This is a genomic window from Roseomonas sp. E05, from assembly GCF_030063475.1.
Lineage (GTDB): Bacteria > Pseudomonadota > Alphaproteobacteria > Acetobacterales > Acetobacteraceae > Pseudoroseomonas.
In genome coordinates, this window is sequence record NZ_JASIRT010000053.1 from 1 (window position 1) to 17687 (window position 17687).

General features: G+C 67.7%; 18 protein-coding genes, 1 tRNA gene and 1 pseudogene. 3 read left to right on the forward strand and 17 right to left on the reverse strand.

Translation table 11 applies throughout. The annotated features are described in order from the left end of the window. Window positions 1-425: 425 nt before the first annotated feature. The 6 genes from QMO56_RS25545 to QMO56_RS25570 form a co-directional block, all read right to left on the reverse strand. Window positions 426-1784 carry an FAD/NAD(P)-binding protein gene (locus QMO56_RS25545; RefSeq protein ID WP_283530296.1) on the reverse strand — a complete coding sequence of 453 codons (1359 nt, stop codon included), beginning with the start codon at window positions 1782-1784 and terminating at the stop codon, window positions 426-428. Window positions 1785-1803: 19 nt separating this feature from the next. Further along, window positions 1804-2169: a DUF971 domain-containing protein gene (locus QMO56_RS25550; RefSeq protein ID WP_283530297.1), complete on the reverse strand. Its 366-nt coding sequence runs from the start codon at window positions 2167-2169 to the stop codon at window positions 1804-1806. Next, entirely contained in the window at window positions 2169-2393 is a 225-nt protein-coding gene (locus tag QMO56_RS25555; RefSeq protein ID WP_283530299.1) for a Trm112 family protein, read from the reverse strand. Before QMO56_RS25555 ends, QMO56_RS25550 begins: the two co-directional genes overlap by 1 nt. Window positions 2394-2441: 48 nt before the next feature. After that, a complete protein-coding gene (locus QMO56_RS25560) occupies window positions 2442-3104 on the reverse strand; it encodes an LON peptidase substrate-binding domain-containing protein (RefSeq protein ID WP_283530301.1) in 663 nt (220 codons plus the stop codon). A gap of 17 nt (window positions 3105-3121) precedes the next feature. Beyond that, window positions 3122-4054, reverse strand: a complete 933-nt coding sequence (locus tag QMO56_RS25565) for a co-chaperone YbbN (protein ID WP_283530303.1) — start codon at window positions 4052-4054, stop codon at window positions 3122-3124. An 89-nt stretch (window positions 4055-4143) separates the two neighbouring features. Further along, window positions 4144-4695, reverse strand: coding sequence for a prolyl-tRNA synthetase associated domain-containing protein (locus tag QMO56_RS25570; RefSeq protein ID WP_283530305.1), 552 nt, complete (start codon window positions 4693-4695; stop codon window positions 4144-4146). A 341-nt stretch (window positions 4696-5036) separates the two neighbouring features. Here QMO56_RS25570 and QMO56_RS25575 point away from each other — a divergent pair. Next, window positions 5037-5111 (forward strand) — tRNA-Gly (locus tag QMO56_RS25575). Between the two features lie 215 nt (window positions 5112-5326). Here QMO56_RS25575 and QMO56_RS27050 read toward each other — a convergent pair. The 8 genes and pseudogenes from QMO56_RS27050 to QMO56_RS25615 form a co-directional block, all read right to left on the reverse strand. After that, a pseudogene (locus QMO56_RS27050) lies at window positions 5327-5848 on the reverse strand (hypothetical protein); the annotation flags it as partial. 233 nt (window positions 5849-6081) lie between these two features. Beyond that, the gene (locus QMO56_RS25585) at window positions 6082-6453 is read right to left on the reverse strand and encodes a hypothetical protein (RefSeq protein WP_283530309.1); all 372 of its coding nucleotides are present in this window, start codon (window positions 6451-6453) and stop codon (window positions 6082-6084) included. Between the two features lie 17 nt (window positions 6454-6470). Further along, the gene (locus tag QMO56_RS25590; protein WP_283530311.1) at window positions 6471-6797 is read right to left on the reverse strand and encodes a DUF2190 family protein; all 327 of its coding nucleotides are present in this window, start codon (window positions 6795-6797) and stop codon (window positions 6471-6473) included. Window positions 6798-6799: 2 nt separating this feature from the next. Next, window positions 6800-7021, reverse strand: a complete 222-nt coding sequence (locus QMO56_RS25595) for a phage head-tail joining protein (protein WP_283530313.1) — start codon at window positions 7019-7021, stop codon at window positions 6800-6802. Then, the gene (locus QMO56_RS25600) at window positions 7018-8796 is read right to left on the reverse strand and encodes a prohead protease/major capsid protein fusion protein (protein ID WP_283530315.1); all 1779 of its coding nucleotides are present in this window, start codon (window positions 8794-8796) and stop codon (window positions 7018-7020) included. The genes QMO56_RS25595 and QMO56_RS25600 overlap by 4 nt, the downstream gene beginning before the upstream one ends. Next, window positions 8786-10177 carry a phage portal protein gene (locus QMO56_RS25605; RefSeq protein ID WP_283530317.1) on the reverse strand — a complete coding sequence of 464 codons (1392 nt, stop codon included), beginning with the start codon at window positions 10175-10177 and terminating at the stop codon, window positions 8786-8788. The genes QMO56_RS25600 and QMO56_RS25605 overlap by 11 nt, the downstream gene beginning before the upstream one ends. 4 nt (window positions 10178-10181) lie before the next feature. After that, a complete protein-coding gene (locus QMO56_RS25610) occupies window positions 10182-10709 on the reverse strand; it encodes a hypothetical protein (protein ID WP_283530318.1) in 528 nt (175 codons plus the stop codon). A gap of 391 nt (window positions 10710-11100) precedes the next feature. Beyond that, entirely contained in the window at window positions 11101-11484 is a 384-nt protein-coding gene (locus QMO56_RS25615; RefSeq protein ID WP_283530320.1) for a hypothetical protein, read from the reverse strand. A gap of 315 nt (window positions 11485-11799) precedes the next feature. On the opposite strand from QMO56_RS25615, the gene QMO56_RS27055 reads away from it, so the two are divergent. Both QMO56_RS27055 and QMO56_RS25620 read left to right on the forward strand, forming a co-directional pair. Further along, the gene (locus tag QMO56_RS27055) at window positions 11800-11961 is read left to right on the forward strand and encodes a ribbon-helix-helix protein, CopG family (protein WP_408906555.1); all 162 of its coding nucleotides are present in this window, start codon (window positions 11800-11802) and stop codon (window positions 11959-11961) included. Window positions 11962-11972: 11 nt separating this feature from the next. After that, entirely contained in the window at window positions 11973-12455 is a 483-nt protein-coding gene (locus QMO56_RS25620) for a DUF2321 domain-containing protein (protein WP_283530322.1), read from the forward strand. A 23-nt stretch (window positions 12456-12478) separates the two neighbouring features. On the opposite strand, the gene QMO56_RS25625 is transcribed toward QMO56_RS25620, so the two are convergent. The 3 genes from QMO56_RS25625 to QMO56_RS25635 form a co-directional block, all read right to left on the reverse strand. After that, the gene (locus tag QMO56_RS25625; protein WP_283530324.1) at window positions 12479-14251 is read right to left on the reverse strand and encodes a phage terminase large subunit family protein; all 1773 of its coding nucleotides are present in this window, start codon (window positions 14249-14251) and stop codon (window positions 12479-12481) included. Next, window positions 14238-14786: a hypothetical protein gene (locus tag QMO56_RS25630; RefSeq protein WP_283530326.1), complete on the reverse strand. Its 549-nt coding sequence runs from the start codon at window positions 14784-14786 to the stop codon at window positions 14238-14240. Before QMO56_RS25630 ends, QMO56_RS25625 begins: the two co-directional genes overlap by 14 nt. A gap of 205 nt (window positions 14787-14991) precedes the next feature. Continuing rightward, the gene (locus QMO56_RS25635) at window positions 14992-17250 is read right to left on the reverse strand and encodes a phage/plasmid primase, P4 family (protein WP_283530328.1); all 2259 of its coding nucleotides are present in this window, start codon (window positions 17248-17250) and stop codon (window positions 14992-14994) included. Window positions 17251-17687 lie beyond the last annotated feature (437 nt).

Below are 17687 nucleotides of genomic sequence, written 5' to 3' on the forward strand. Positions count from 1 at the left end.
CCAAAAACCCAGCACAACATCAGGATCAAAACACACCCGCCAGGCTCAACCCTTCCAGGTCAATACCAAACCAGGACAGTCTCCCTTCCAGAAAACCCGATGCAATTTTCAATCAGCGTCGCGGACCCCTTCTAAACCATCCGGCCGAAGCCGTCAAGAAGAATTTTCGGTCCGCTCAGTCACCATCAGAAAAACTCTCCGGCAACTACTTGGTATCTAGGAAGCTTTACTTCCAAAGTCAACACCAGGAATGCCAGAAAACTTCCAGACCCACCACCAAACCAGGAACCTCTCAGCACCCAACCCAGCAGCAGGGCGCGCTCTCTACGCCCCACCCCTCACCATGTCAAATGGGAATCGTGCCTAACGTCCGCCTTCTCGCGGGAAGGACGAAATCGTTCCGTAGGGCCGTTATATGGTTGCCCCTAGCCGGCCGTTCCAGGACCCTCCGCCTGTGCCCTGATCAGCGCCGCCGCCTGCGCCCTGATCTCCGGGACCGCGGTGATTTCCCAGAGGCTTCCACGGGTCAGCGGCCCGAGTGCCCAAAGGCCTGGGACAGGTTGCCCGCTCGCCGCAAGCATCTGCCCGTCCGCACGCACCGAAAGTCCGAGGCGGAGCGGATCGGGCGCCGCCAGATCCGCAGCCACGAGCGGAGGAATCGGCGGGGTGCTACGCCAGGCGTCGCTTGCATCCGGGCCGGTGCACAGCAGGGCGCGCGCCACATGGCGGGTGAGGCCCACACCCTTCTGCAGGCGGAGCGAGACCTCCACCCCTTCTTTGGTGGGTCGCCATGCCGCCAGGCGCCCGGCCATGATCTCCAAAGCGCCGGAGGCGCGCTGTTCGGCCAGGAAGCCGGCAATGCCGGGCGCCACCCGATGCCGGTGCAGGTTCCAGATGCTGCGGCCGTGCCGCAGGAAGCGCCGCCGTGCCGACAGATCCCATTCCTGCCAGATGCGCTGCACCTGCGGCCGGAGGCCGTCGATCACCGCCTGCCAGGGCTGCCCGGCGGTGGCTGCCTCGGCGGCCGCCCGCCGCAGCGTACACAGCGCAGCAAGCGGCCCCGACCATAGCGCCTCCCCCGAGGGCATCGGCCAGGGCGGCGGAAAGGCGCCCGCGACATGGGAAAGCGGCAGCCAGCCGTGCCGGGAGATGCCCAGCACCGGTCCGCGATGCCCCCGCCCGCGCAGGGTGAGCAGCACGTCCACCATGGTCAGCCCGAGTCCGACCAGCAGGACCGGGGCCTTCGGGTCCAGCCCCTGCAGCGCCGCCGGGTCCCACGGGTCGCCGAAGACATGCGGCGGCGTCCCGCCCTCGGCGGCAAAGCCACCGAGCGCCAGCACCACCTGATCCGCCGCGTGTTCCGCTCCGTCCTCTGACTGCAGGCGGAACCCACCCTCCGGACGTGGCAGGAGGGCGACGATCCGCTGTGGCACATGCTGCAAGCCACCTTGCGCAGCAGCGCTGCTGACCTGTTCCCGGAGATAGCGCCCATACATCCTGCGCGGCGCGAAGCAGGGTCCCTCCCCTGCCGCCGGCGCATCCGCCTGCATGGCGAGCCATTCCGCGAAATGGGTCGGCCGGTCGGGATAGAGGCTCATGCCCGTCGCGGGCACGTTCAGCAGGTGGTTCGGGTCGGGCGTAGAATAGGCGAGACCCGGGCCGGGCGCCGCCGGCTCGAACAGCAGGATGCGGCTGGCCGGCCAAGCGGCGCGGGCCTGTACCGCCATGGTCGTGCCGGCGAAGCCTCCGCCGACGATGGCCAGGACGGAAGGAGGGAGGGCCATGCGCGCGGCAGTTCCGGCCCTATCGGCGCCCGGGCGGATCGCGCGAAAGGCCGCGCGCGGCGAGTTCCGCCTCATAAGCGGCCCAGCGTTCCGCCTGCTCGCGGCCGAGACGGTACAGATAGTCCCAACTGTAGATGCCGCTGTCGTGCAGATCGTCGAACACCAGCCGGACGGCATAGTGGCCCACCGGCTCGACCCGCATGATGCCGACCGCGCGCCGGCCGGAGACGATCTTCTTCTGCCCCGGCCCGTGCCCCTGCACCTCGGCGGAAGGGCTTTCCACCCGCAGATACTCGGCGGGCAGGGAAAAGGCGGCCCCGTCCTCGAAGTGGACTGCCAGCCGCTTCTCAGCACGCAGCAGCCGGATCTCAACCGGATTGGGCATCAGCCCTCCAGGTGGCGCGCCTCGTCCGGCAGCATGATCGGAATGCCGTCCCGGATCGGATAGGCCAGGCCGGCCTGATCGCTGATCAGTTCGCCCTTCTCCCGGTCATAGCGCAGCGGGCCCTTGGTGACCGGACAGACCAGGATCTCCAGCAGGCGCGGGTCAACCGGGCCGCCGGGCTGGGCGGCGGAGGCAGCGGGGTCGTGTTCGTTCGGGTTCGTCATGTCAGGGGATTCCTGCGCCGCGATGCGCCGCGCGTCAACGTGTCTGCGCTAGCTCGGCCGCTCCGAGCCGCTGGCTGGGCCGATGCTGTCCATCTGCATCAGGGAAACCAGCATGGTGCTCCGCTGCCTGAGATCCGGCGCCTCCAGCAGCGCCTGCTTCTCGGCGTCCGTGAAGGGGCAGACCATGCACAGCGTGGTCACCAGTGTCGGCGTGGCCATGCGGTCGATGGCAGCCCAGTCGGCCTCGATCCGCTGGGCCTGGAAATAGGTGCGGACTGCCCCGAGCAGCGCCGCGCGCTCGTCCGCCAGAGCGGGCGGCTCGGCACGGTCGGCGGCGTAGGGGGTGTAGTCCGTGCGGACACGGCGGTAGCCGCGCGGGCTGTCGGGCAGTTCCTCCAGCACCCGGAAGCGGCTGACCCCAAGCAAAGTGATCAGGTAGCGGCCATCCTCCGTCTCGGCGAAGGAGGCGATACGGCCGAGGCAGCCGACCCGGTAGAGGGTGGACCGTCCCGCCCGCTGCGCATGCGCCGGGTCGGGCAGCACCATGCCGAGCATCCGCCCCGCTGCCAGCGCATCCTCGACCATGGCCAGATAGCGCGGCTCGAAGATGTTCAGCGGCAGACGGCCATCGGGCAGCAGCAGCGCCCCGGCGAGCGGAAAAACCGGAACCGCCGCCGGCAGCGTGTCCGGCCAGGAACGGGCGGGGTCCATGCCCGGCCGGCTCCTGGCTAGCTGAACAGCAGGGTTGAGAGCCCGCGTCGCGCCTTCACGGTCGCCGGGTCCGTCGGCCCCCAGGCTTCGAAGAACTTCAGCAACTGCTTGCGAGCGGCATCCTCATTCCAGCCGCGGTCGCGCTTGATCGAGTCGAGCAGCGCCTGCGCCGCCTCGCTCCGCTGGTCCATGGCATTCAGGGCCACCGCCAGATCGATGCGCGCGGCGTGGTCATTCGGGTCGGCGGCCAGACGGTTCTCGAACTCGGCCAGCCGTGCCCGCGCCTTGCGGCCCTCGGCAGCCAGCTCCAGCGCGCTGCGCACGCCGGCCACCTCGGCATGGTCGCGGATCTTCTCCGGCACCGAGTCGATGAGCTCGAGCGCGCGCTCCTCCTCGCCCATCGCCATCAGCGTCCGGGCCAGGCCCGCCACCGCCTCGGCATTCTCCGGCTCCTGCTGCATCAGCGCGGCGAAGAGCTGGAGCGCGGCCTGGTGGTCGCCCTGCTCGGTTGCCTGCTTCGCCTCGGCCAGCAGGTCGGCCGCGGGCATCTGGCCGCCGGCCAGCTTCAGCAGCGCCTCGATGAAGCGCTTCAGCTCGGATTCCGGCAGGGCACCCTGGAACAGGTCGGCGATCTGCCCCTGCCAGAAGGCCACCACCGTCGGCACCGACTGCAGCGGCAGGCCCATCTGGGCGAGCTGCTGGACCAGGGCGCGGTTCTTGTCGATGTCGATCTTAACCAGCCGTACCCGACCCTGCGCCGCGGTGACCACCTTTTCCAGCGCCGGGGTCAGCTGCTTGCAGGGACCGCACCAGGTGGCCCAGAAGTCCACCAGCACAGGCACTTCGCGGCTGGCATTCACCACGTCCTGCATGAAGGTCTTGGAGTCGCCGTCCTTGATGATGTCGGCGCCGCCCGGGGAGGGGCGATTCGGGTCGAGGATTGTATCCATGATGAAAGCACCGGTTCCGGAATTCCTGCCTGCATAGATGCGCCGGAGGCCGCCGCGCGCAAGGCGGCCGGGACGGATTTGCCGGCAGGCTAGGAAGCGGCACCCAGCTCGAGCGTTTCCGGCTCGTGGCCGAGGGCACGCAGGAAGCGCAACAGATCCGCCGGGGCAAGCGCCGTCGTGGCGGTGTTGACCAACGGGTGGAAGTGCACGGTCTCCACCCCGTCCAGGAGAGCGCGGTCGATCACCACCCGCACTCGGCCCGGCAGGCTGTTGATCAACGCCAGCGGCGTCACGGCGCCGGGCCGCACGCCCAGCTCGGCGAACAGCTCGACCGCCGAGGTGAACTGTCCACGCGGCACCCCAAGCCGCCGCAGCAGCGCGTTGACCGCGACCTGACGGTCCTCCTCCAGCACGACCAGGAGATAAGGGCCCGGCGCCTTGGGCTTCAGGAACAGGTTCTTGGCGTGGGCGCCCGGCAGGCTGCCGCGCAACGCCTTGCTTTCCGCCACCGTGTGCAGCGGAGGGTGTCCGACGGTGCGCGCGGCGATGCCCAGCGCTGCCAGACGGGCGAGCAACCCCTCCGGAGTTTCGGGCGCACGTCCGCTGGTCAGCACAAGAGGCTCGGCTTCAGTGGTCTGCATCGGTCTCCCCTGCTGAAGGCCCTCTTGAGGCCGCCCGGCTCATGGCGCCCCCTCCCCGGCCGATGACCCGGTGCTGCCCCCTCTTGTAGGGGTAGCGATGCCGCCCTCCCCGTCCAGCCGCAAGAGATTGCGGCGGAGCGCAGGTGCCCCGGAGGCAAGACGGATTGCTTCCGACGCAGGCGAGGGCACTATGATGAACAGAGGGAGGTGGAGGAAGCCCCCAGCTTTCCTCCCTCACCCCGCCCCGTGAGCGGAGGATGAAAAAATCTGCTCCCGACTGCCCAGAGGGGATTGCGGCCTATCAAAGTCCATGACATATCCCCGCCCACGCCGAACGGAGCGCGGGCGTAGCTCAGGGGTAGAGCACAACCTTGCCAAGGTTGGGGTCGAGGGTTCGAATCCCTTCGCCCGCTCCAGTTTTCAAGGGCTTAGAGGTCGGGCCGCTACCCTCCCTCAGAAGCTCTGGCACGCAACTAGCACGCAAATTAGAGCCTACCATCGGCCGGGCCGCTACCCGGTCGATGTCGTTTGCGATCTCGTCCAGCACCGCGCGAGCGCGGGCCAGGTGGTCGGGCGCTACATGCGTGTATCTCCCCGTGGTTCGAATGTTGGGCATCAGGTGCCCCATGAAGCCCGCCAGCTCCAGCTCAGGCACCCCGCGCGCCCGCATCTCGGTCGCCATGGTGTGGCGCACCGTATAGGCGGTCACGTCCATGCCGAAGCCCGCCGCGTCGCGCACGGTCTGGAAGGCTCCGGCAATCTTCTTCACCGGTTTGCCGCGCCAGGTCACCAGCGGGCCAGCACTGACGGCCTTGATCCAAGGGCGGAGGAAGTCCGCCATGGGCAGGATCGGCCGGCGCTTCTTCGTCTGGACCCGGCCCGGCGGGTTCAGGTTGATGGTCCCGCGCTCCAGGTCGCACTGGAAGCGGCTAAGCTGAAGCACCGCTTCAGGCCGGCCTACGGTGCCAATCATCAGGATCAGAAAGACGCGGACGTGATCCGGCATATCCTCCGACCACAGCCGCGCCAGCTCCTCGATGCTAAGAACTCGCTCCCGCCCCTCCCCTTCCGGCAGGCTCAGGAAGGGCATTTGCCGGTCCAGCTCGCCGTTCTTCCAGGCCCAGGTCACGGCGGCCTTGCCGGCACCCATCATGCGCTTGATGGTCCCAGGGGCGTACCGCTGGGCCAGCTTTGCCACGGCCGTCTGCTGCGCCTCTAGGTTCAGCTCCGCCACGGTGATGCCCTCCGGCAGCGTCTCCAGGAGGGTCCGCAGGTTGCCGCGCTGGATACTGGCGCCAACAGTGTGCCGGGCGTGCTTGTCGAAGTAGCGGGCAAAGACGGTCGCCAGGGGCAGGTCGCGCGGATGCTGAACCCTGAGCGTGACATTCAGCGTGACCCACTCCGCGAGCGCGAGCTGGGCTTGCTCAAAATCGTCAGTGCCGAGAGATGCGCGGCGCGTCTGTCGCGACTCGGGATCAAACCAGGTGCGGCACCACTGCGCACTGTTGGGGCGGCGGGAGAGCCAGTAATCCCCGATGCGGCCGAGCTGATCCGATCCGCCTTTGCGCAAGGTGCAACCTCGTTCGCTGTGATGTAGTCGGCCAGGTGCCGCTCGGTGTAGCGCGGCCGGCCACCAATCAGGGTGTAGCCGATCCGCTGGCGCCGCCGCTCCCGCCGCAGCGTGTCGATGGAGATGCCCAGCCGCTCAGCGGCTACGACTTCCGTCAACAGGCGCGGCAGGGAGACGGGATCGGTCATAGGCGGATCGGCTACCTTCAGAAGCTACCGTTGAGCCGCACGGCCGCCGTGGCGTCACCGCTGGCAGCGGTCTCCACGGCCACGCCGATCCGGGTGTTCCCCGTCGCCGTCTTCGTGACCACCTTCGCCGTGTTGTCCCAGAACAGGGCGTCGCCCACCGAGAGAGCGCCCGTTGCCTTGGGGAGGGTGAAGACGCCGAAGGTGGCGATGTCCACCGTGGCACCGCTGGCGGCATCCTCGGCGGCCACTCCGAAGATGGCGCCCAGCAGGACGCCAGCGCCGGAGGTTACGGCATAGGGGGCGGCCACCGTCAGGTTCTCGCCGCGCTGGATGTAGTTCCGCATTATCAGAGCCCTTTCGAGGTACGGAAGAGAATGGTCTGGGGAGGCGTGACGCCCTCGGCCGCTTCGATCAGTGCGTTGATGGCGTAGAGCGAGCGCGCCATCTCCAGATCGCTGCGGTATTCGATGCGCCGGCCGTCCGACATTTCGACGGCCCGCAGGCCGGAGTGGCGGGCGCGCATCAGCGCGTCCCGCTCCTCCTTCAGCGTGGCGAGGCTGTCACTCATGCCCCAGCGTTCCGGTAGGCGCCGCGCCAATCCACCGCGCCGCAGCCGAAGTCGAGGACCACACGGAACTCGCGGGCCAGCACGTCCCACCCGTCGCGGGTCGCGAGCTGCGGTCCCTGGGCGCTGCTGAGGTACGCGTACTCGAAGACGGTGGAAGCCGCCGGGTCCGCGAAGACGTACCAGGCGCCGGCCGGGAGCCGGGATTCTACCAGGAGCGTCAGCTTTCCGCTGAACGGGTTCTGATCCGCCACCGAGCCGGCCGCCAGCTCGGCAAGGATCTGCTCCGCCAGGGTCTCCAGGTCGGGCGCCACCAGCAGGAAGCGCGGCGTGACATTGATGGGGCTGGACCCATCGAGACCCTTCTGCATCCGCATCGCGAGGCGGGCGGCGCTGAGGGTGGGAACGCTCAGGGTGCCACCCGTGGCGGCGAGGTTGCCGTGGTCGGCATGGAAGAGGCGCTTGCCGTCACCCATCACCGGACCGGTGCCGCTGGCCTGCGTCAGCAGATTGACGAGCTGGTCCGCCTCCGTGTCCGCCGCTGCCCGGCCCATCATCGCGGCCCACTGCCCGAAGGCGCCCAGGTCGTCGTTGATAATCGCCTTCCGGGACAGCGCGAACATGCCACCGAAGGTGTCGAGGGTGTATCCCTCGGTCGCCTCGCCGGTCGTGAGCGCCTTGATCTCGCCCATCTCGTTGACCGGCTTCAGCTTACCGAACTCTCCGATGCGCAGCAGGGAGACGGGGCGGAAGTCGCTGGCGTTGCGCTGGCGGGCAAGCTGACGGAGAGGCGTCTGCGCCGCCTGATAGGCCGGCAGCAGCACCCGGTTGCCCACGCCCGTCAGGAGATTGGGGAAGTCCGAGAGGGTATGCGCCGCCGCTCGGGTCAGCACCTCCTCCCGGCTCAGGGTGGCGACACGCTCGCCACGGGCGGCGAGGAGAGCGCGGGCGCTGTCCGCCATCCCCAGGCCCGTGTAAGGCCGGGCGGCATCGCTGGGCGCCTGCCCCGTCAGGTTGGACGCCAGGGCCTCGGCCATGCGGGTGACGAGCACGGCGGGGTCATCGTTGGACTGGACCACCTCAATCCGCGCCGTCTGGATCGTGCCGCCGCCGCGGCGCACCAGCTCCTCGAAGGCGGCGCTGCGGGCCTGATCCACCGTCGCGGCCTGATCAATCAGGGCATCCGCGAAGGCGGCGTCGAGGCCGGAGACGTTGGCGATGCTGCGGATCTGCTGGTTGATCTCGGCGCGGTTGCCGGTCTCGACCGTCTGGTTTTCGGTTGCCACGGGGGCACTCCTCACACTGGCGCCGGGGTCGGCCGGCAGGGGAACAAAGGAAATCTCGCGCGGCGTCCAGGAGACGGCGGTGCGGGTGCGGGTGCCGTTGGCAACCGCGTCCTGCCAGCGGTCCACGCTGTAACCGACGCTGACGTGTCGGATGACGCCATCGCGCACGTCCTGAACGATGGGCTGCACTTCGCTGCGGGTGCTGAAGCGGATGGTTGCCCATCCCTCTCCGCTCTCCACGCCCGCCTCCTGCACGACCCCCAGCACGTTCCGAAGGTCGCGCTGCTGGTGCGTGTCGAGGACGGAGGCGCCGCGCAGATGGTCGAGCCGCACATGATCCGGCGCCAGGCTCAGGACTTCACTGAACGGCCCCTGTGCATCGCGGCGATTGACGGCGGCTCCGGTGCTCCAGACCACGCGCACGGTGCGCGCAGCCTCGTCGAAGGATTCGGGCTGGATCGCTGCGCTTCGCGTCAGCAGATCAACCGACATTCTGGTCTCCTTGGTTGGCGGTGAAGCGCAGACCGAGGCGAGCCTCGCGCTGGCGGTCGGCGGCAATCTCGGCGTCCAGCGCCTCCGCGTCGTAGCCAAGCTCCGCAATTGCCTGCCGGCGGGACTTCAGGCCGGCGGCAATCATGGTCGCGGTGGCCTCGGCATCCTTCGCCGGATCAACCCACGCCATCGGCGGCGGGTAGAACTCCGCATCGAGCCAGGCTTCCGGGTTCGTCTCGAAGTCCGGCGCCGCCATCTGGCCCGAGAGGATCAGAGTGGCAACGAACCGGCGCCACACGGGGCGCACGAGCTGATGCACGATGATGCCGTGCTGGATGGGCTCGATCCGCTGGCGGAAAGCCACCATGCCGGCGCGGAGGCTGCTGTAATTCGCGTTGCTCAGGTCGCCGGTCAGCAGGTGCTCAGGGATGCCCAGCCCGGCCGCCACGGCGCGGAGCTGGGAAGCGGCGAAGGCGGCACCCTCAGCCATCTGTGCCGGGTTGGAGAACTTGATGTCCCAGCCGCTCGGCAGATAGCGCAGCGTGCCCGGCTCCAGACCCGATTCCATGACGCTGCCCGTCTGCGTGCCCTCGAAGGCGGCGCCTCCCGTGCCGTTCTGGTCCACCAGGAAGCCCGCGTGCATTGCCTGGATCTTCGCGGCCATCAGCGCGGCGTCGGCGTACTGGTCATGCTCGTTGAGGAGCGAGAGAACCGGCGCCAGCCAGGAGATGCCGCGCACCTGCCCCGGCGAAAGCGGGCGGTAGAGATGCACCATGTCGGCGGCGGGGATGCGGACGGTGTTGGTGCGGGTCTCGAAGGCGGCGGTGGGGTCCGAGGTGAAGACATGGTAGGCGACGCGCCGGCCGCTGCTGTCGAACTCGATGCCGCCAACCACGCGGGCGCCGCCGCCCAGCTCGCGCGTGTCGGCCAGGTCAATCATCTCGGCGGGGAGCGCCTGCACCCGCAGGCCGGAGCGCGTCGGGATCAGCCGGGCGAACGCCTCGCCGCTCTCGACCATGGTCTGCGTCAGGAGCGCCTGCTGGCCGTAGTGGTCGCTGGCGCCATCGGCATCGGCTTCCACCGTCCAGCGGTCCCATGCGGCCTGGAGCGCGGCGCGCACGGCGGCGTCGGGGTGCTTGGAGGTCGGCTTGATGCCGTAGGCGACAAGATGGCTGACCAGGGCGGAGACGCCCGCGATGGCGTGGGGGTTGTTGCGCGCGAAGTAGAGCGCCCGGCGGCGCACGGGCTCGGCGGCGGCGAGAACTTCCGGGTTGATCGGCCCGAAGCTGGGGGCCGCGCTCCACCGCCGGCCGCCCCCAGCCGCATCGAAGCGGCGGGTCGAGGTCTGCGGCAGGATGCGGCGGAGGAGGTCGCGGAGCATGGGATCAGCCGGCCGGGGTCATCTTGCTGAGGCGCAGCTTCACTCGCTGCACAACCCGGTCGATCGGAACCACAATCGCGGCGGCGACCCGCGGGCTCTCCATAAATTCCTGAAGATCCGTCATCCGGATCACATCCCATGCGAGGCGCTGCCCCGCCTGGTTGGACAATTCGAGCGGCGTGTCGGCGCGAACAAAGACGCCGCTCCTCCCGGTGTTCTCGGTCAGCGGTTCGCCACGGGGCGAGGACTGGATCAGCTCGGCAAAGCCGTGCCACAGCGCGACGGCGCAAGGTACCGAGAGGGGATACAGCTTTTCGATGATGTCCGCGCACGCCACAGCTGGGACGTTGAGGCGCAGGATCTCGCCCAACAGGGCAAGCTTAATGATTTCGCCTTCCGTGAAGAGGCGAGCTTCGCCCGGGCCGGGCTGATGCTGGGTGGCGAACAGCTTGCGCGAAATCAGAACGTCGATCTGGCGTCGATCAACGTCTGCTGCGCGGGCGGCGTCGATGGACCGATATCGAGTCGTCATGGGCTACCTCCTGAGAACGAGGCACCGTACCAAGGCAGACAACGAAGTTGCAAGCTTTAAATGCGCAGGTAGTGTTTGCGCCTCGTGCCGCAGGTTTGGTATGAAGGTGGTGCCGTCCCGTCAGCCGGACAGCGGGGGCGGTATCCTGAGATCGACGAACGTTGCGTGAAGACTGGCCCGGCGGGTGACACCCCGCCGGGCCGCTTCGTTCAGGGAGCGCGCGCAAGCCGCCGCTTGATGCGGGCGATGTGCCAGCGGTTCCAGGCGATGCGCGCGTGCAAGAAAAGGATCTGCGCGTGGACGCGAAGGAGGTTTGCGCCGCCGTGGAGCGAACTGCGCGTGTCCTCCAGGAGGCAAGCCCCACGGTGGGGCGTACCGGCCGGGTGCTGGCTCATGCCCCGCCCTCCATCCCGACCAGCATCGCCAGCGCCTTCTCGGCGAGAGAGCGGAGCAGCTGCTCCTCCGGCTGCATCATGTTCCAGCCCGCTCCGTCATCGAGACGCTGGGCCAGTACGATCACACGGTGCAGGAAAGCGGGAAGGCTTACGGGGTGCGGATCAGCCAGCGCCTCAAGGGCTTCCATTTCGCTGTCGCACCACTCCTCCACCAAGTGCCAGTGCTCGTTGGCGACGCTCTCGATGTGGTCGTGCTGAGCCATGACGGCGCGATAAGCGGTAAGCGCGGGGTCGGCCGGAACCGGCACGGCCGACGCCAAGCCGGGCGCGGCGGCGATCGGCAGGAGGGATGCAAGGGCGGATCTTCTGGTGATGCTCATGCCACGTCTCCCACCAGAGAGAGCGGCCCGCTCACCCGGCCCGGGGAGAGGCTCAGGAGGCGTCCACGGGCGGCTGGGGTTGGGCCAGACGAAGGCCAGGAAGGGCGGCGGGCTGCCGCTGGCGAGATAGGCCAGGGTGCGCTGCGCAAGGGTGGGCGTGATTGTGGTATGAATGGCTTCAGCCATTGCCTGCTGACCCTTTTTCAGCGGGTTGTGGTTAGGCCGGGCTCGGAGGTGCGAACTCCTTGCTCGGCCGCTCACACTCTCTTACAATGTCTTCCGCGCGGTCAAGAGATTTGTAAGAGGGTGTAAGAGATGGCCAAGGCAGCCGTCCTATCGTTCCGTATCAACGACGACACGAAAGAAGCGATCACTCGTGCGGCTGCCGCCGAAGATCGAAGCGTGTCCTACTTGGTGGAGCGCATCTTGCGAGGCTGGTTAGAGGAACATGGCTTCCTCACTAAGGCCGTTGGGTAAGGAGCCCCGCGATGCGTGAGGGCTACGACGTCATGCAGGTTTGCATGAACGGACACCAGATCAACAGCTCGGCGCGGTCCATGCCGCAGTTCAATCAACCCTTCTGCGACCAATGCGGCGCGGAGACTATCACGGCTTGCCCTGAATGCAGGACGCCGATCCCAGGCTATTACTATGGGTCTGGCGTCCTCTCTGTATCGCGTGTTCCGGTACCCAATAACTGCACGCAGTGTGGCGTGGCGTACCCATGGCGGCAGGCTGCATTAGCAAGTGCGGTAGAAATATTTGAGCTGGAGTTGGACGGCCAAGATGCATCCGACGCAGCTGAACTTATTCCCTTGATCGCTTCTGATAATCCTCGAACTGAGATTGCCGCGCTGAAGCTAAAGCGCCTGATGTCGAGGATGGGAAAGCCTGCTTACGACATCGCCATCAAGGTGATTAGTGACTTGGCTTCCGAAACGGCGAAGAAGACGTTTGGCATGAAGCCTTAGCCTTCTTCGCCCCACGGTGGGGACTACCCCTCTCCGCTCAGCCACCTCGACCGCACCACCGATGGTGTCGGTTCAACCGACACCCCCCGCATCTCCTCCTCCCGCTGATCGAAGTGCAGCGTCACGCCGTGGCGGGCGGCGAAGGCATACACCAGGCAGTCCAACGCCTCGGCCCGTGCCCCAGGCTTCCGCTCAAAGCGCCGCTGCGGCTGGCCGCGGCTGTACCGGACCACCTTCCGCTCGCTGCAAAGCTGCTCGAAATAGACCGGCTCCAGCGTGTCGCTGAACCGGATGGACTGACCGCGCGCCAGGCGGCTCATGATCGTGGTTTTCAGCCCGTCCACGCCGATCAGGAAAAGCCTGCCGCCCTTCACCTTGCCGGCAGATGCCTGAATCGCCGGGCGGCTTCCAGAGGCGCCCTTGCCGGCCATGATGCGGCGGCTCAGGCGGGGGAAGCAGAAGGCATAAACCTTCTCCGTCCAGTCGCCGTCGCCGCTGTCCACCACAGCCGCATCCACCTTCAGCCAGCCGCCGTTGGGGTGCTTCCAGCGGGTGCGCAGCAGCTCCTCCAGCTCGGCCCAGGTGGCGTCATCGTCGGGCGTGCCCCAGATGATCGTGTGGCCCAGCACCAGCGCGGCGTCACGGCTCCAGCCGACAAGGGACACTTCCAGCCGGTCGTCCTGCACGTCCACGCCGGCCGTCACCGCCAGCACCTCGGCCGGGATGGCGTTGAGGCTGAATGGCTCCGCCCGGCTCAACAGCGCCGTCTCGTCCAGTTCCTCGCCGGCCTCCCGCCAGCCTTGCGCCAGGATCGTGTTGACGAAGGTCTGCAATTCGTCGCTGTCGTCCTTCGCCGTCAGGAACTCCTCGGCCAGCTTCGCCCAGGAGGCATTCGCCAGCAGCGAGACCAGCGCGTTGAGGCGAAATCCGGCATGGCCCGCCACCTCGGGGCGTGTCGCCCGCCAGCGCCCCGCCTCGACCATGCCCGGTTTGTGCCGCTCCGCCACCAACTCGCGGCAATGCGGGCAGCGGAAGGCAGCGGTGGCCGGCGCGTCGGTCTCCCATTCGATGTGCGACCACTGAATTTCCGTGAAGGCACCGCAGGCCGGGCACGGCACCTCGAAAACCCGCTGATCGCTGGCGGCATAGGACCGCAGGACGTTGGAGGTCTCCTCCAGGAGCGGCGTGGAGCCCAGGACAATCTTGCGGTTGGCGAAGGAGAGTGTCCGGCGCTCGGCCAGGCGGATGCTGGAGCCTTCCTTGCCCGGCTCCATCGCATCGGCCTCGTCGATCAGCAGCACCCGGACGTTGTGGCGGCGCAGATTCCGGGGCGCCTTTGCTGCCACCACCTTCAACGAACCACCCGGAAAGCGGCGGCTCAGGAGAGTGTTGCGGCCGGATTCGTCGGCATCTGCCGACAAAAGCCCGCGCAGCACCGGAGACGCCTCAAAGATCGGCTCCACGTCGCTGACGATGTAATCTCGCGCGTCCGCTTCGGTCGGTAGCAGGGCCAGGATGGGCGCCGGCTCGTTGGCGACGAAGGACGCCATGGCGCCGGTCAGGAGCGTGGTGAAGCCCACGCGAACGGACTTCACCAGCGTCACCCGCTCAATGGCGGGATCAGAAATCGCGTCGGCAATCTCCCTCTGATACGGCCATAGCCGTACGGCCCCAGGCAGCGCGGAGACGCCCTCCGGCAGGCGCAGGCTGGCTTCCATCCACTCCGAGAGCGCCAGGCGCGGAGGGGGGGTCAGTGCCCGCAGCGCGCGCTTGCGGACGGTCTCAAGCGTCGTCATTTCCGGCCTCCGCCAGGGCGTCCCGGATTTCTCGGTCAATCGTCGCAACGTCATGGGGCGTCAGATGGCCAAGGCGCTGCTGGCACCGCCCCGGCACCCCCAGCATCCGGCCGCGCACGCCGCGCAGAATGTCGGACCATTCGCGTTCGACCTTCACCGCCTCCACCAGGTCGGCCGTGAGCTGGCCGTTCTTGAGCGCCAGGTGGTCGGCCCGTTCCTTGGTCTCCCGGATGCGCTCGCGCGTCAGCTCGGAGCCGGCGGAGTGCTCGCCGCGGGCGGCTGCGGCCTCCCGCATGTGCTCGGCATAGCGGCCGATGCTGGCCCACAGGTCATAGGCGCCGTGGCTCAGCTTCACGACGATTTCCCGCTTGGCCAGGTCGCGGATTGCCCGCTCCGAGAGGCGCAGCCGGGCGGCCAGTTCAGCGCCGCTCACGGAAACGGTAGGCTCACCCTCGGGGTTTTCGCGGGTGAAATCACGGGGTTCGAACCCCCGCGATTGGTTTGCGTCGGAAGGACCCGCGATGGCCTCGGTCATGCCTGCCTCCAGGCCCGCGCGAGGCGGCGCAGGGCGTGCGCCAGCTCGCTTTTCTCCAGGTGGAACCGCTCGGGGTCTCGGCGGTCGGGGGAGAGGCGAGAGACCCGCTCGGCCAGCTCCTCCAGCGCCCCAGGGTGGGAGGGTGGGAGGGTCAGGGAGGGTTCCCCGGTTCTCCCGCTATGTGCGCGCGTGCGCGCGTGGTGCATCATGGGTTTGACCCTCCACCACCCTCCCACCCTCCCACCTTCTCATCACCCCTGGTGGAGCGGAGGCCGATGCCTCGGACCCACTGAATGCCCTTGGGGGTGATGTAGCGAAGCCCGGGCGTCCGCTCGATCATGCCGCGTAGTCGCTTGTTATCAGCCACTTCCTCGCCATTCGCTTGGCACCACTGATGGAAGCTAGCCAACAGGGCGGCGGGCTTGGTGCTCAAGGTGGCGTCGAGGATGCAGCACTCAGCCAGCCAGCGCGCGAAGTAGTCCTGTTCAGCGAAGTATTCCGCCGTAGCTTCGATCACCACCGGAGGGCGGGTCAGCCCATCCGCCTGCCACGCCAGGCAGCCGTCAATCATCCAGGCCAGGATCGCGGGCCATTCCGCCTTTAGCTTCTCCTTCAGCTCAAGATCCTTGGTCGCCGGCTTACGAGTGAAGGGCACCAAGTTCATTCGGCGCCGCATGGCCTCGTCCAGATTCTTCAGCACTGGCTTATGGTTGCCGATGATCGTCAGCTTGAACTGCGGCTGATAGGTGAAGAAGTCCTGGCGCATGAAGCGGGCGCTGATCTTGTCGCCGCCGGTCAGGGCCTTGATGCGGCTCTCGGCCCAGGCACGGCCTTCCTCCGTCTCGGACGCGACCACCATCCGCGCGCCGCGCAACGCCGCCAAGTCGGTGGGGTGCTTGTCGCCCTGGCTGGCCGTGAAGGTGTCCATGGCAGCCACTGCGGCATAGTCGCCCATGATCCCGGATACCGTATCCAGGAACACGCTCTTACCGTTGCCGCCGCCACCATGACCGAACACCAGCGCGTGCTCCCGCGTGTCGCCGGTGAGGCAGTAACCGCACCACTGCTGAAGGAAGCCGATCAGCTCATCATCCTTGCCTGTCGTCTCGTCCAGGAAGCGCAGCCACAGGTCTGGCGGTGCCCGCCGGGAAGGCGCTACAGCGGTGAGGCGGGTCATCATGTCTCCCGGCTGGGCTGCACGCATCTTTCCCGTGCGCAGGTCCACCGTGCCGCCTGGGGTCGCCAAGAGGTAGGCATCCGGGTCCCAATCCTCCGCCGTCACCGCCAGCCGCTCGTCACGCTGGGCGAACTTCTCCACTCCGCCGCAGAAGGCTGCCTTGCCGGTGATGGCCTGGATCTTCGCTTCGGCGGTGCGGGAGAGATCGCCCGTCAGCCGGCGGGCGTAGGTGAAGGCGGCGTGCTTGCGGTCGGCCTTCCAGTGCGTCCCGGTCCACTCGTACCAAAGGCCCGAGTCGTGGCAGTAGCGCAGCCGATGTTCTGCCCAGGTGGCGAACTGATCGGCCACCGCGCTCTCAGTCAGCAGGTCGTCGTCATTGGCGGGCGTCTGGCCGGCTCGCTCCCAGGCGCGGCGCAATTCCCGCTCGCCGTTCGCCATGCCCTTCTCGGCCTTCCAGGCGGCCGTGGTGGGGTCGGCGTCCAGCTCCTGCCGGAAGTTGTCATAGGTGCCGCCTGTGCGCTTCACCTCGGCGGCAATCTTGAAGGCGGCCCCGCTGCGGCTGCCGTCATTCGTCGCCAGTCGGAGCGCACGCTCGAGCCGGCCGGGCTGGGACGGAGCAACGCCACCAGCCGCGAAGGACGGGCCAGCCTCGCTCAGCAGCCAGCCAATCGTGTCGGCCTCCACCGGGCGCATCTCGGCCGGGCTGTTCGCCAGGTGCTGCCCCGTGACCGCGAAGTATCGGTTGCCCAGGTAAAGCTCGATGGCGGGCGGATGGTCGCCAGCGCCCTTCCGCTTGAACTGGCGGCCGTGCTCCGAACCCATGGCGCTGCGCAGCGCCGGAAGGTCGGTTCCCTCGAACACGAAGAAGATCTTCACGCCCGTCCCGGAGGGCGAAACCTCCGTGTAGGAGCCGAACCGCTCCACCACCTCGGCCGCCCAGGGCGCCAGCACGCCCGACTCGGCATCGCGGCAGGTGTCGAGGTCAATGCCGCCGATCGCCAGCCCGGCATGGTCGCCCAGCTCGATCCCGACGCCGCCAGCTCCGAAGGGCCGGGGCAATACTTCGGCGCGGATCTCGGCCGCATCACGGGTGCCCCAGGTGGCCGGGGAGTCGGCGCGCGCCTTCGCGCCGAGAGGCGAGTAGGGAACCTTGGTCGGCTTGCCCTCCGGCCCACGGCCTTCGGTCTGCCAGGCTACCCAACGCGGAAGCGCCGCCAAATCTGCCAGCGCAATGCCGTTCCGCTGGTCCTCAAAGTCGTTTTCCGGTAGAACGCTACTAGCACGCATCGTTAGCCAACCCTTTGGGCTGACGTGCCAATATTGCCTACCAGAGCCTACTTAAGCCCTTGTTTTGGCTTGAGTCGAACGCTCTTGCCAAGGTTGGGGTCGAGGGTTCGAATCCCTTCGCCCGCTCCAGTTTTCCTTAGGAAACACAGGCGTTTAGCAAGGGCTCGCTTCGGCGGGCCCTTTCTGCGTTTGGAGCCGCGGAAGCAGGGCGGAAGCAGCTGGCTCACTCTGTCGGTCCTGCTTAGGGCAGCCTCAGGGGTGCGGCAGCTACTGCCGTGTAGAACTCGCCAAGCCCCATGAGGGAAGGCAATCGGCCATCGGTGGAGTGGCCCCTATTTCGACCGGACACCGGGCATAGCCCCGAGGGCCTAGGCTTGCGCCTAGGCATACGCCTATGCCGAACGACCCGACGCGCGTCGAAATCATCACCGGCCGTG